Annotated in this window: 12 protein-coding genes and 1 riboswitch; of the genes, 8 read left to right on the forward strand and 4 right to left on the reverse strand. The window is 72.3% G+C overall.

The window, feature by feature from the left end:
• Positions 1–40 precede the first annotated feature (40 nt).
• From ABZX22_RS40005 to ABZX22_RS40025, 5 genes are all read left to right on the forward strand, one after another.
• Positions 41–1,651, forward strand: a complete 1,611-nt coding sequence (locus tag ABZX22_RS40005; protein WP_354920677.1) for a sensor histidine kinase — start codon at positions 41–43, stop codon at positions 1,649–1,651.
• A complete protein-coding gene (locus ABZX22_RS40010; protein WP_354920680.1) occupies positions 1,648–2,313 on the forward strand; it encodes a response regulator in 666 nt (221 codons plus the stop codon). Before ABZX22_RS40005 ends, ABZX22_RS40010 begins: the two co-directional genes overlap by 4 nt.
• An 82-nt stretch (positions 2,314–2,395) precedes the next feature.
• Entirely contained in the window at positions 2,396–4,459 is a 2,064-nt protein-coding gene (locus tag ABZX22_RS40015) for an N-acetylneuraminate synthase family protein (protein ID WP_354920683.1), read from the forward strand.
• Between the two features lie 6 nt (positions 4,460–4,465).
• The gene (locus ABZX22_RS40020) at positions 4,466–5,428 is read left to right on the forward strand and encodes a glycosyltransferase family 2 protein (protein WP_354920686.1); all 963 of its coding nucleotides are present in this window, start codon (positions 4,466–4,468) and stop codon (positions 5,426–5,428) included.
• Positions 5,425–6,693, forward strand: a complete 1,269-nt coding sequence (locus ABZX22_RS40025; RefSeq protein WP_354920689.1) for an alpha-2,8-polysialyltransferase family protein — start codon at positions 5,425–5,427, stop codon at positions 6,691–6,693. The genes ABZX22_RS40020 and ABZX22_RS40025 overlap by 4 nt, the downstream gene beginning before the upstream one ends.
• Before the next feature lie 82 nt (positions 6,694–6,775).
• Here ABZX22_RS40025 and ABZX22_RS40030 read toward each other — a convergent pair whose 3' ends face one another.
• Entirely contained in the window at positions 6,776–7,945 is a 1,170-nt protein-coding gene (locus ABZX22_RS40030; RefSeq protein WP_354920692.1) for a DUF6716 putative glycosyltransferase, read from the reverse strand.
• Positions 7,942–8,910 carry a hypothetical protein gene (locus tag ABZX22_RS40035; protein WP_354920695.1) on the reverse strand — a complete coding sequence of 323 codons (969 nt, stop codon included), beginning with the start codon at positions 8,908–8,910 and terminating at the stop codon, positions 7,942–7,944. The genes ABZX22_RS40030 and ABZX22_RS40035 overlap by 4 nt, the downstream gene beginning before the upstream one ends.
• A gap of 69 nt (positions 8,911–8,979) precedes the next feature.
• Here ABZX22_RS40035 and ABZX22_RS40040 point away from each other — a divergent pair, with 69 nt between their 5' ends.
• Together ABZX22_RS40040 and ABZX22_RS40045 are read left to right on the forward strand one after the other, a co-directional pair.
• Positions 8,980–9,804, forward strand: coding sequence for an aldo/keto reductase (locus ABZX22_RS40040; protein ID WP_354920766.1), 825 nt, complete (start codon positions 8,980–8,982; stop codon positions 9,802–9,804).
• 91 nt (positions 9,805–9,895) lie between these two features.
• Complete coding sequence (locus ABZX22_RS40045; protein WP_354920698.1) at positions 9,896–10,855, forward strand: Gfo/Idh/MocA family oxidoreductase; 960 nt, start codon at positions 9,896–9,898, stop codon at positions 10,853–10,855.
• On the opposite strand, the gene ABZX22_RS40050 is transcribed toward ABZX22_RS40045, so the two are convergent.
• Entirely contained in the window at positions 10,836–11,276 is a 441-nt protein-coding gene (locus tag ABZX22_RS40050) for a hypothetical protein (RefSeq protein WP_354920701.1), read from the reverse strand. The genes ABZX22_RS40045 and ABZX22_RS40050 overlap by 20 nt on opposite strands.
• Positions 11,277–11,406: 130 nt before the next feature.
• Positions 11,407–11,541, forward strand: a riboswitch (cyclic di-AMP (ydaO/yuaA leader).
• 15 nt (positions 11,542–11,556) lie between these two features.
• On the opposite strand from ABZX22_RS40050, the gene ABZX22_RS40055 reads away from it, so the two are divergent.
• A complete protein-coding gene (locus ABZX22_RS40055; RefSeq protein WP_354920704.1) occupies positions 11,557–12,258 on the forward strand; it encodes a CHAP domain-containing protein in 702 nt (233 codons plus the stop codon).
• A 232-nt stretch (positions 12,259–12,490) separates the two neighbouring features.
• On the opposite strand, the gene ABZX22_RS40060 is transcribed toward ABZX22_RS40055, so the two are convergent.
• The gene (locus tag ABZX22_RS40060; protein WP_354920707.1) at positions 12,491–13,030 is read right to left on the reverse strand and encodes an RNA 2'-phosphotransferase; all 540 of its coding nucleotides are present in this window, start codon (positions 13,028–13,030) and stop codon (positions 12,491–12,493) included.
• Positions 13,031–13,040 lie beyond the last annotated feature (10 nt).

Raw genomic sequence — 13,040 nt, forward strand, 5'->3', positions numbered from 1 at the left:
CTATTACGTAAGTTTCGTTCACCGACGAGAGGAGGCGTCTGTGAAGAACTGGAGTCTGGCCAGGCAGATGCTGGTCCTCCAGCTGGCGGTGGTGGTGGTGACCCTGACGGGGGCGGCGGCGCTGGCGCTGGTCCAGACCCGCGAGCTGCTCGACGAGGAGGCCGAGGGCAGGGCGCGGGCCGTCGCCGTGAGCGTGGCCACGTCACCCGACGTGCTGTCGGCGCTGCGGGACGCCTCCCCTTCCGTACGGCTGCAGCCATACGCCGAACGCGTGCGGACCGCCACCGGCGTCGACTTCGTCACGATCATGGACACGAGCGGCAGGCGGTACACCCACCCGAACCCCGCCCAGATCGGCGGGCTGTTCCTCGGCCACATCGACCGCGCGCTGCGCGGCGAGACGTTCACCGAGACCTACACCGGCACGCTCGGCCCTTCGGTGCGCGCGGTCGTGCCGGTGCGGGACGCGGCCGGCGCGGTCAAGGCGCTGGTCAGCGCGGGGATCACGGTCGAGCGGATCGACGCGCGGCTGCGCGAGCAGCTCTCGTGGGCCGGCCTGGTCGGCGCGCTGGGGCTGGGTGTGGGCGCGGGCGGCACGTGGCTGGTGGGTGACCGGCTGCGCCGCCAGACGCACGGGCTCGGCCCGGTCGAGCTGGGCCGCATCCACGAGCACCACGACGCGATCCTGCACGCGGTGCGGGAGGGGCTACTGCTGGTGGCCAGGGACGGCACGCTGACGCTGTGCAACGACGGCGCCCGCACGCTGCTGGACCTGCCGCCCGACGCCGAGGGCCGCCACGTCGCCGACCTGGGGATCGCCGACATCGTCGCCCCCCTCCCCCGCGCCCCCCACCCCGTTCCCGCGGGCTCCGCCCCTCTCCAGGGGACGGGGGCGGCCTGCCCGCCCGCGCTCCCCCACCCCGAGGAGCCGCGACCCGCACCCGAGGCGGGCGTCCCGGACCCCATGGAGGACCGGGTGCACCTGGTCGGCGAGCGGGTGCTCGTCGTCAACGTCGCCCCCAGCAGGCTCGGCACCGTCGTGACCCTCCGCGACCACACCGAGCTGCAGTCCCTGGCCGGCCAGCTCGACGCCGAGCGCGGCTTCGCCGACTCCCTCAGGGCCGCCGCGCACGAGTCGGCCAACCGGCTGCACACCGTCGTCACCCTGGTGGAGCTGGGCAGGACCGAGCAGGCCGTCGCGTTCGGCACCGCCGAGCTGAAGGCCGCCCAGGAGCTGACCGACAGGGTGGTCGGCGCGGTGCGCGAGCCCGTGCTGGCCGCCCTCCTGCTCGGCAAGTCGGCCGAAGCCGCCGAGCGCGGCGCCGAGCTGGTCATCACCCCCGACAGCGAACTGGACGACCTGGGCCTCGACCCCCGGCAGGTGGTGACGATCGTGGGCAACCTCATCGACAACGCGATCGACGCGGCGGGCAGGGTGGAGGTGCACCTGCACGCCGACGCGGAGAGCTTCGTCATCAGGGTGGCCGACGACGGCCCCGGCCTGGCCGACACAGCGGCCTTCAGCAAGGGCTGGACGTCCAAGGGCGACGGCCGCGGCCTGGGCCTGGCCCTGGTCGGCCAGGCGGTGCGGCAGCTCGGCGGCACCATCGAGGTGGCCGGTTCGGTGTTCACGGTGCGGGTGCCGCGATGACGATCACGGTGCTGGTCGTCGAGGACGAGGAGATCACCGCCGAGGCCAACCGCGTCTACGTGGAGCGGGTGCCCGGCTTCACCGTGGCGGGCGTGGCCAGGTCGGGACGGGACGCGCTGCGCTTCCTCGGGTCCACGCCCGTCGACCTGATCCTGCTCGACCTCTACCTGCCCGACATGCACGGGCTGGAGGTGTGCCGGGCGGTCAGGGCCGCGGGCCTGTCGTGCGACGTGATCGCGGTGACCTCGGCCCGCGACCTGCAGGTGGTGCGCAACGCGGTGTCGCTGGGCGTCGCGCAGTACCTGCTCAAGCCGTTCACCTTCGCCACCCTCAGGGAGAAGCTGACGCGCTACGCCGCGTTCAGGGCCAGCGAGGGCGAGGTGACGGGACAAGGTGACGTCGACCGGGCCCTGGCGACCCTGCGCGGCGGCGCCTCGGCCCTGCCCAAGGGGATGACGCAGGACACGCTCGACGCGGTGGCCGCCGAGCTGCGCAAGGCGGCCAGGACCGCGCAGGCGGTGGGCGCCGCGATCGGCGTGTCACGGGTGACCGCGCGGCGGTATCTGGAACACCTGGTGGAGACCGGGGCGGCCGACAGGGTGCCGCAGTACGGCGGGGTGGGCAGGCCCGAACTCCTCTACCGGATCCGCACGCAACGTTAACAGGGAGTTCAGCTGCGATCCCCGGCGCGGTCGGATGGCCTGGCTAGCTTCCTTGGCACCTCAAGCAATCCAAGGAGCCACGTTGCGAGTCCTCGCCGTCATTCCCGCCCGCGGAGGTTCGGCGGGCATTCCCCTGAAGAACCTCGCCCAGGTGGGCGGCGTCCCGCTGGTGACGCGCGCCGTCAAGGCCGCGCTGGGCGCAGAGCTGGTCGACCAGGTGGTGGTCAGCACCGACCATGAGGGGATCGCGGCAGCGGCCTGCGAGGCGGGGGCCACGGTCGTCGAGCGACCCGCCGAGCTGAGCGGCGGCACCGCCTCGAGCGAGTCGGCGGTCCTCCACGCGCTCGACGCGCTCGGCGGCGACCCCGAGGTCGTCGTGCTCGTGCAGTGCACCAGCGCCTTCATCGACCCCGCCGACCTGTCGCAGGCGGTGCGCAGGGTGCTGGACGGCGAGGCCGACGCGGTCCTGTCGGGCGCGCCGAGCCACGCCTTCCTGTGGACGCCGGACGGCGCGGGCATCAACCACGACCGCTCCACCCGGCAGATGCGCCAGGACCGGCCCGCGGAGTTCCGCGAGACCGGCGCCTTCTACGTCATGCGGACGGCGGGCCTGCGCGAGCACGGCCACCGCTTCTTCGGCGAGGTCACCGTGCAGCCGGTGCCCACCCGCCACGCCATCGAGATCGACGAGCCCGAGGACCTGGAGACGGCCAGGGCGCTCGCGCCCCTCGTCGACCTGCCCGGGCCGATCGACGTCGACGCGGTCATCACCGACTTCGACGGCGTGCACACCGACGACCGCGCCTACGTCGACTCCGAGGGCCGCGAGATGGTCCTGGTGAGCCGCTCCGACGGCATGGGCATCTCGCTGCTGCGCCGTTCGGGGGTGAAGCTGCTGGTGATGTCCACCGAGCAGAACCCGGTCGTGGCCGCCCGCGCCCGCAAGCTGGGTGTGCCGGTCCTGCAGGGCCTGGCCGAGAAGCGGACCGTGCTGCGCGACTGGCTGACGATCGAGGGCCTCGACCCCGCGCGCGTCGCCTACGTGGGCAACGACGTCAACGACCTGGGCCCGATGTCGCTGGTCGGCTGGCCGGTCACGGTGCCCGACGCGCACCCGAGCGTCAAGGCCGCCGCGCGGGTCGTGCTGACCAGGTCCGGCGGCGACGGCGCGGTCAGGGAGCTGTGCGAGCGCGTGCTCGCCGCCCGGCCCGCCGTCCAGGATCCGGCGCCGGCCCCCGTGCCCCTCAGCAGGGCCTCGCTGCGGATCGGCCAGCCGAAGCCGGTGGCCATCGGCGACCTGCTGGTCGGCGACGGCGAGCCGGTCTACATGATCGGCGAGATCGGCATCAACCACAACGGCGACATCGACATCGCCCGCCGGCTCATCGACGTGGCGGCCGACGCCGGCTGCCAGGCGGTGAAGTTCCAGAAGCGCACGCCCGAGATCTGCGTGCCGGTCGAGCAGCGCTCCCAGATGAGGCAGACGCCGTGGGGCGAGATGACCTACCTGGAGTACAAGGAGCGCACCGAGTTCGGCCGCGAGGAGTACACCCAGATCGCCAAGTACTGCGACGAGCGTGGCCTGCACTGGTTCGCCTCGCCGTGGGACGTGCCGTCGGTGGAGTTCCTCGAAGAGATGGACGTCCTGGTCCACAAGATCGCCTCGGCCAGCGTCGCCGACCACGAGCTGCTGCGCGCCCTGGCCGCGACCGGCAAGCCGCTGATCCTGTCGACCGGCATGTCCACGCTGCAGGAGATCGACCAGGCGGTCGACATCCTCGGCACCGACAAACTGATCATGATGCACGCCACGTCCACCTACCCGTTGCCTCCCGAGGAGGCCAACCTGCGCACGATCACCACGCTCAAGGAGCGGTACGGCGTGCCGGTCGGCTACTCGGGGCACGAGCGCGGCCTGCAGATCTCGCTGGCCGCGGTCACGCTGGGCGCGGTCACCGTCGAGCGCCACATCACGCTGGACCGCACGATGTGGGGCTCCGACCACGCCGCCTCGCTGGAGCCGGCCGGCCTCGAGCACCTGGTGCGCGACATCAGGATCATCGAGCAGGCCATGGGCGACGGCGTCAAGCGCGTCTTCCCCGGCGAGGAGGCGCCGAAGGCCAGGCTCCGCAGGGTCACGGTGTGACGGCGAGTGATCACCCTCTCCGTCGTCGTACCGGTCCGCGACGGCGAGCGCTTCATCCCCGACGCGCTCGCCTCGCTGGCCCGCAACACCCGGCGTGACTTCGAGTTCATCGTCGTGGACGACGGCTCGGTGGACGACACGGCCGCCATCGTCGCCGAGTCGGAGGTGCCGGGCCTGTCGCTGGTGCGCAACCCGGCGCCCGTCGGGCTGGCCGACGCGCGCAACACGGGGCTGAAGCTCGCCTCGGGCACCTATGTGACGTTCATGGACGGCGACGACTGGCTCGCCCCCGGCTACCTGTCCGACCTCGTCGCCGCGATCGACGGGCTCGGCTGCGACTTCGTCCGCGTCGACCACGTGCAGGCCGAGGGACGCAAGCGGGTGGTGCACCGGGCTCCGGAGGCGCGCCGGGGCCTGGTGCTCGACCCGCGCGACGCGATCCTGCCGGCGGATGTCAGGACGATGGTCGACTATCCCTACGCCTGGGCCGGGATCTACCGGCGCACGCTGGGCGACCTGCTGCGCTTCCCTGGATCGCTGCACACGGCCGAGGACCGGCCGTGGATCTGGCGCCTGCACCGGCAGGCCGCCTCGTTCGCGGTGGCGTCGCTGGCCGGGCTGTTCTACCGCAGGGGAGTGACCGGCTCGCTGACACAGATCGGCGACGAGCGGCAGCTGCACTTCTTCGACGCCTTCGAGCTGGTCTTCGAGGACCTGGAGCCGGAGTTCCTGCCGAAGGCGGTGCGCAACTTCTGCGCGCTGTTGGCCCACCACCTGGAGCTGGCCGACAGGTTCACGCCCGAGCTGCGCCGGCGGTTCGAGGCGCGGGGCGTGGCGATGGTGCGGTCGCTGCCGGCCGAGCTGGTCGCCGACGCCGTGCCGCGCATGTCCGTCGAGCGCGAGCAGACGCTGCGCGCGCTGCTGCCTGAGATCCCCGCCGGCGTGCGGGTGCGGAGGGAGGAGCTGTGACGCGGGTCTTCTACGCCTCGACCCTGTTCGGGGCGATGTCACTGGCCGCGGCGATCGACGCGGGCCACTTCGGCGAGGGCGGGCGCCGGCTGTTGATCGTCTCCACGAACACGGCCGTCCCGGAGGTGTCCACGCCGCTGGACCAGATGCCGGGGTTCGCCGCGCTGCGCTCCCGCTTCGACGAGGTGCGCTCGTGGAACGAGCTCATCGCGCCGCTGCACCCGTCCGACTGGAAGGCTCGCGTCATCGAGGTGCCGATGATGAGCAGGCTGATCGGGGCGTCGCTGGGCCTCGACACGGTCGAGGAGCTGGTGCTCGAGTCGATCGCGGTGCCGCCGGCGCGCACGATCGCCGGGCTGGTGCGCGACTGCCCCATCACCGTCTACTCCGACGGGCTCATGAGCTACGGCCCGACCCGCGACCCGTTGCCGGCCGAGATCTTCCGGCGCGTCACCCGGCTCCTGCATCTGGACCTGGTCCCGGGGCTGCGGCCGCTGCTGCTGTCGGAGTACGGCGTGCCGGCCGCCACCCTGTCGCAGGAGGCGTTCCTCTCGGTGGTCGGTCAGGTGGCGGGCACCGCGCCCGACATGATGGCCGGCGAGGCGATGATCCTGGGTCAGTACCTGTCGTCGCTCGACATCGTCACGCCCGAGGAGGAGCACGAGCTGCACATGGCGATGCTGCGCGGGCTCGTCGCGCGCGGGCACGACAGCGTGGTGTTCAAGCCGCATCCCGCCGCGGGCCGGCGGCACACGCAGCTGCTGCGGGCCGGCGCCGACGAGCTGGGCGTGCGGCTGGTCGTGGCGGGCGAGAGCGTGCCGGCCGAGGTGTGCTTCGCGGCGCTGCGGCCCGCGCTGGTCGTCGGATGCTTCTCGACCGGCCTGGTCACGGCCGCCCGCTTCTTCGGGCTCGATGCGGCCTCGTACGGGACGTCGACGGTGCTGGAGCGGCTGTCGCCGTACGAGAACAGCAACAGGATCCCGGTGACGATCATCGACGCGCTGCTGCCCCGGCTGGCCGCGGACGGGACGCTCGCCGCGGCGCCGCCGGTGGAGATCTCGCGCCTGGTGGGCGCGGTGGGGTACTGCATGCAGAGCGAAGCCCATCCCGAGCTGCGCGCCGGCACCGAGGCGTTCGCCGCCGAGCACGGCACCGGCCGGTACTTCAAGAGGCAGCGGCTGAAGGCGCTGGGGCTGCTGCCGGAGGGAGAACGGCCCGGCACGCTGAGCCGCATCCGCCGCCGCCTGTCCCGCACGCTCGGATGAGGCCGCCTGCCAGGCCTCAGGCCCTCCGGGCCACCGGTGTTCCGTGCCCCGAGGGAGCCGCCTGCCTCGGGGCACGTGGCGTTCAGGTGAACGACTTGATGTACCTGCGGACCCTGCGCTTGGCGCGGTAGCCGGCGCGCAGCACCTGAGGCGGCACCTCCACGCGCAGGCGGGCGCGGCGGCGCGCGGCCACGTGCTCCGGCCCGTCCAGCAACGACCTGGCCGGTGTGCGCGGCCCGATGACCAGCGCGGTGAGCAGCGCCACCCAGTCGCTGCGGTTGGCGGGGTGGAAGTAGTTCTCCGCGCACCAGGCGGGCGACGGCGAGCGGAAGGCGCCCTCCGCGACCTCGTCGAGCGTGCCGAGGACGTCGCTGCCCTCGAACACCAGGTTGATCATCTCGGCGCTCACCCCGAAGTCCGACAGCACCAGCAGCGGCACCCGCTGGGCGATCGCCTCCAGCGCCGCGGTGGAGCTGACGGTGACGAACCCGGCGGCGTGCGCGAGGTGCTCGTGCATCGGGCCGGCAGCGAAGCGGACGTCGCCGTCGAGGCCGAGCTCCCGCCACAGCCGCTGGTAGTGGTAGCGCTCGTTGTGGGTCTGCCGCTCGTCCTCCAGCGCCCGCAGCTTGACCACGACGTCGAGGTCAGGCCGGGCGGCGGCGAGCGTGGCCAGCGCGCGCAGGATCGTCTCGCGGTCCTCGCGCCGCCGCGGCACCTTGGCCTGGGTGGCGAACACCACCCGGTTGCCGCCCTCGACGGGGGGCACGTCACGCAGGAACGGCAGCCTGGCCAGCCCCACCGCGCCGCCCCCGCCGAGCCGGGCGGCCAGCGCGCCGAACTCGGCGACCTCCCTGCCGCTGTGCACGACGAACAGGTCGCAGCCACTGCGGAAGAGCCATGCCTTCTCGGTGGCGGGGACCGAGATGCCGGGCAGTCCCGTGACGAAGACGGGTCGCGGCCGCAGGCCGTCGAGGACCTCGGCGACCAGCACGTCGACGACCGGTCCCGTGCACGCCACGAGGATCGCGTCGGGCCGCAGCCGTTCGGCCGCGCGCCTGAGCGCCCGCGCCGACAGCACGGGGACGGCCGAGGACCGCGTCCCGGCGACCGCGGCGGCGATCTGCTCCGGTGAGGGGGTGATCGGGGTGCGCACGACCGCGAGCTCCGTCACGCAGTCGGCGGGCAGGTCGTCCAGGAGACTGGCCGCCCACTTCAGGTACGAGTCGGAATCGGCCAGAGCCAGGACCTTCAACTGGGTACTCCCGAGAACATCTGCAGGTGGGATCGGAGGGATGGCGCCGCGCGGCTGGTCCACCAGTCGTCGGGCACGTGCACGGGCTCGACCGCGACGCCGCGCGGGGTGAGCAGCACCCGCAGCGAGCTGATGGCGGTCGAGGGGAGGCTGACCACGCGCTGCTCGGCGGACAGGCCGCGCAGGGTCAGCTCGGCTGGAACGCCGGGGGCGTGGACGGTGATGCCGGGCCGCTCGCGGATGAGGGCCAGGTCGACGGGGTCCTCGCGGCGGTGCGGGTAGTAGGCCAGCGGCTCCTCGGCCGCCAGCTCCGTCAGCCAGCGCAGGTAGCGCTCGCGGTGCACCAGGCCGTTCCTGACCAGGGAGGTGCCGAGCACGACCGTCCGCTCGGAGGGGCCGGGCGTGCTCATCGGCTGCGCGCGCAGCCAGTCGAAGTCGTGGCCGGTCAGCTCGACGCCGGCCTGCCGGACGGCCGCCGCCAGCTCGCCGGGCACGGGAAGAGCCGTGAACACCGACAGCGCGCCCTTGCGGGCGGTACGGCGCAGCCGTCCGGCCGCCAGCAGGCCGAGCGTGGTCCGCCAGGCGCTCGGCTCGGCGCGGGCCCGCAGCAGTGGCCTGGCGGGGCGGGCCGACAGCAGCTCCAGCAGCCGGATCGTGGCGAGCCCGTCGTCGACGATCACGACGCGGCCGGGGCGGATCATGACCCAGCGCAGCTGGACCCGGCCGGAGAAGGCGTCGCCGACGGCGTTGAGCGTGCGGGGCATGCGCTCGCTGGGTTCGGCCAGCTCCAGCCCGCGCGGCAGGTCGAGCCTCAGCAGTTCCCGCCTGGTGGTGGCCAGCGGGCGCAGCCCGGCGCGCGGCACCACCAGCGTCCGGTCTCCCAGCAGCCCGGCGTGGTGGGCCTCGACGGCGCAGAGCATCTGAAGTGGCGACTCCACCCAGGCCACGGATTCCTGTTCGTTCACGACACGCGCCACGGTAGGACGCCCACTCGAAGTGCCAGCCAACGCGACGTTAACAATGGAGAGATGAACATGAACTCGCTGCTGCTCAACACCGACGGCGTGCAGATACCGCAACTCGGCTTCGGCGTCTGGCAGGTTCCCGACGACGAGGCGGAGCGGGCCGTGTCCTTCGCCATCGAGGCCGGCTACACCAGCATCGACACCGCCAGGCTCTACTTCAACGAGGAGGGCGTGGGCCGGGCGATCGCCCGCGCGGACGTTCCGCGCGAGAAGCTGTTCATCACCACCAAGCTGTGGAACGACGACCACGACAGGGCCGAGGCGGCCTTCGAGGCGAGCCTGTCCCGGCTGGGTCTCGATCAGCTCGACCTCTACCTCATCCACTGGCCCGTCCCCGCGCAGGACAAGTACGTCCAGGCGTGGAAGTCGATGGAGCGGCTCTACAAGGACGGCAGGGTGCGCGCGATCGGCGTGTCGAACTTCACGATCGCCCACCTCGAGCGGCTCATGAACGAGACCGAGATCGTCCCCTCGATCAACCAGATCGAGCTGCACCCCCGCTTCCCCCAGCCGGAGCTGCGCGCCTTCCACGAGGCCAACGGCATCCTGACCGAGGCGTGGAGCCCGCTCGGGCAGGGCAGGGGGCTGCTCGACGATCCGGCGCTGGCCACGCTGGGCCGCAAGCACGGCAAGTCGCCCGCGCAGGTCGTGCTGCGCTGGCACGTCCAGCTCGGCAACGTGGTGATCCCCAAGTCGGTCACCCCTTCGCGGATCAGGGAGAACATCGACGTGTTCGACTTCACCCTCGACCCGGAGGACATGGCGGCGATCGGCGCGCTGAACAACGGCACGCGCCTCGGTCCCGACCCCGCCACGTTCAACTGGATGGGCTGACATGAGCGAACGGGCACGGCCCGCGCCGCCGGCGCGGGCCGTTCGCATGTCCGCGATAAGGGAGGATTGATCGCGGAAAGGGAGGTTTGTCATGCGTGAGTTAGCGTGGGGCATCGCGGCCACGGGCGGGATCGCCAGGACGGTCGGCGCGGTGATCGCCGCGGAGCCCGGCATGCGGGTGGCCGCGGTCGGCTCCCGCGACCAGGGCAGGGCCGCGGAGCTGGCGGCGGCGCTCGGCGCGGACGCGGCCTACGGCTCCTACGCCCAGCTATGCCAGGACCCCGCCGTCGACGTGATCTACGTGGCCACCCCGCACGCCCAGCATCTGGAGGTGGCCGAGGCGGCCATCGCGGCGGGCAAGGCCGTGCTGTGTGAGAAACCTCTCGCCGCGAGCGTGGCCGACGCCGAGCGGATGGTGAAGCTGGCCAGGCAGGCGGGCGTGTTCCTGATGGAAGCGATGTGGATGCGCTTCAACCCGCTGATCAGGGCGCTGCTGACGGAGGAGAGGTTCGGGGAGCTGCGCTCGGTGCAGGCCTCGTTCGGCTTCGTCCAGCCTTACACGGCCGAGCACCGGCTCTGGAACCCCGCGCTCGGCGGCGGGGTGCTGCTCGACCTGGGGATCTACCCGTTCGGGCTGGCGCAGCTGCTGCTCGGCGAGCCGGCTGAGACGCATCTCACCGGATCGCTCGGCCCCTCGGGCGTGGACGCCGAGGTGGCGGCGCTGCTCACCTACGCGGGCGGCACCAGGGCGCTGGTCGAAACCTCGCTGCTCAGCCCGCTGGCCAACACCGCGACCGTGGTGGGGACGGGGCTGCGGGCCGACATCGCCGCGCCGTTCTGGGCGCCGCGGCGCATCGTGCTGTCGGGGCCGGGCGTGGAGCCGGAGGAGCTCGTCCTGGACCCCGCCATGAACGGCTACGCCGAGGAGGTGCGCGAGGTGCGCGCCGCGCTGGCCGAGGGCAGGACGGAGAGCTCGGTCATGCCGCTGGACGAGAGCCTGGCGATGATGCGGATGCTGGAGGACGCCAGGGTCAGGCTAGGCGCTCGGTAGCGCGGGCCGCCGCCTCGGCGTGGCCGGAGCCCGCGGCCGCCCGGAAGTGGGCGCGGGCCCGGTCGGGGCGGCCCTCCCTGCCCTCCAGCAGGCCGAGGTTGAACATGGCACGCGGCGCGGCCTCCTCGTGGCCGGTTTCGATGGCTCTGGCGTACCAGCGCCGGGCCGCGTCGGTGTTGCCGCAGCAGTCCTCCAGGACGCCGAGGTTGAACATCGCCCTGGGCGTGCCGGCCCTGCCGTACCAGTGGCGGGCCGCGTCGAGGTGGCCGCTCTCGTCCTCGATCAGCGCGAGGTTGAAGGCCGCCCGCTGGACGGCGGCCGGATGGCCCGATGCGATCGCCAGGAGATACCATCGCCGGGCTTCGTCCGGACGGTGTCCGTCTTCCCGCAGCCCCCTGTTGAACAGGTCCTGTGGCGACATGACCTGACCGTAAATGATCGCCGGACCTTTATCAATTTGTAAGCTACTTGCCTCGTGTATTACCTTAGGCTCACTCAAGGCATAAACCGGGCATTCCGGACATTGCCTGTCATTGCAATCATCACAGGTTCGCCTGTGACCGCTGAATCCGCACCATGCGGAACCGGGGACCCACTTCCTCTGGGGTGAATCGGCACACCGTGCCGTAGGGCAGCTTCGCGTCCGAACCCGTCAGCTAACCCGGTAAGCGGCAGGAAGCTAGCAAGGAGTTCCCCTTCCCATGGCAAAGCACAGCCGTAGCCGTGCCCCGAAGCTCACCTACGCGCATGCCGCGCTCGGCGCCGTCGTCATCGCCGGCTCGTTCGTTCCCACCGCCGCCCAGGCCGAGAAGCTCCCGCTGTCCGAGAGCCAGCGGGTAGCCGTCCTCGCCAAGGCGCCCAAGGAGGAGGCCGGCAAGCCCGCCGCCGCCAGGCCGGAGGCCAAGGTCATCCCGTCCGCCACCGTCGTTCTCTCCGAGGCCAAGAAGCAGGTCGGCGTCAAGGAGAACTCCGCGGGCGGCGGAACCAAGTTCCAGAACTGGTACGTCGGATCGCAGCGCGCCAGGGAGACGGTCGTCAGGGACGGCGGCGACGTCAGCGCGTACGCCAACGCCCCGTGGTGCGCGATGTTCGTCTCGTGGGTCGGTGAGATGACCGGCGCCCGCACGCAGGTCGGCTGGGACGCCTACACGGTGACCCACGCCAAGTGGTTCAAGGCCAACAAGCGCTGGGGCACCGCGCCCAAGCCCGGCGCCGTCGTCTTCTTCGCCTGGGACGGCAGCAAGCGCCTCGACTCCATCGACCACGTCGGCTTCGTCGAGAAGGACAACGGCGACGGCACGATCAGCACCATCGAGGGCAACACCGGCAACGGCGCCGTCGAGCAGCGAGTCCGCCCGAAGTCGCAGGTCGTCGGCTACGGCTACCCCAGCTACGGCGGCTGACGCTTCCCCTTCCCCCGCATTCCCCCCGGCCCTGTCGCCAGGACGGCCACGCGCCGCTCCGGTGACGGGGGCCACCCACGGGCTCGGGCCGGTCCCTTCGGACCGGCCACCCTGTTCCCCCCGCAGAACGTTCCCCCCGCAGAACGCTCCCCCAGGCCGCGACGGCGCCGTCTCAGCGCGCGTGCCCTCCGGCCACCCGCAGGACCCTCGTCCATCCCCCCGTCTGCACCGATCAGCCGGGGAACCGCAGGTAAGCAGCCGGCACGGCGTCGGTGAGCCACACCCCGTTGGCGCTGACCACGAACTCGTGCCCGGCCGCGTGCATCGCCCGCGCGTCGACGACCAGCACCACCGGGACGCCGCGCCGGGAGCCGACCCGCACCGCCGTCTGCCTGTCGGCCGACAGATGGACGTGCCTCCTGGTCATCGGCAGCAGGCCCGAGCGCCTGATGGCGGCCAGGTTGCGCCCGACGGTGCCGTGGTAGAGGACGTGCGGCGGCTCCACCGGCGCCAGTCCCAGGTCGACGGGCACGGAGTGGCCCTGGCTCGCCCTGATGCGGTCGCCGTTGATCGCGTAGCGCCGCTTGTCGTTGTCGGCCACCACCGTGTCGAGCTCATCCCTGGTGATGGGGAAGCCGTGCCTGGCCGCGGCCGCCAGCAGCTCGTCGATCGGCACCCAGCCGTGCTCGTCCAGCGTGATCCCGATGGCGGCGGGGTCGTGGCGCAGGTGCCTGGCCAAGTACTTGGAGATCCGCACGGTCCTGTCGGTCATGCGGGCATTG

The sequence above is a fragment of the Nonomuraea sp. NPDC003804 genome (assembly GCF_040610675.1).
In the GTDB taxonomy this organism is placed as follows: domain Bacteria; phylum Actinomycetota; class Actinomycetes; order Streptosporangiales; family Streptosporangiaceae; genus Nonomuraea.

What these genes read in the sequence shown, in the direction of transcription:
- ABZX22_RS40010 (WP_354920680.1), top strand. Translation starts at nt 1,648, where the DNA reads ATGACGATCACGGTGCTGGTCGTCGAGGACGAGGAGATCACCGCCGAG.
- ABZX22_RS40040 (WP_354920766.1), top strand. Translation starts at nt 8,980, where the DNA reads ATGAACTCGCTGCTGCTCAACACCGACGGCGTGCAGATACCGCAACTC.
- ABZX22_RS40045 (WP_354920698.1), top strand. Translation starts at nt 9,896, where the DNA reads ATGCGTGAGTTAGCGTGGGGCATCGCGGCCACGGGCGGGATCGCCAGG.
- ABZX22_RS40050 (WP_354920701.1), bottom strand. Translation starts at nt 11,276, where the DNA reads ATGTCGCCACAGGACCTGTTCAACAGGGGGCTGCGGGAAGACGGACAC.
- ABZX22_RS40055 (WP_354920704.1), top strand. Translation starts at nt 11,557, where the DNA reads ATGGCAAAGCACAGCCGTAGCCGTGCCCCGAAGCTCACCTACGCGCAT.
- ABZX22_RS40060 (WP_354920707.1), bottom strand. Translation starts at nt 13,030, where the DNA reads ATGACCGACAGGACCGTGCGGATCTCCAAGTACTTGGCCAGGCACCTG.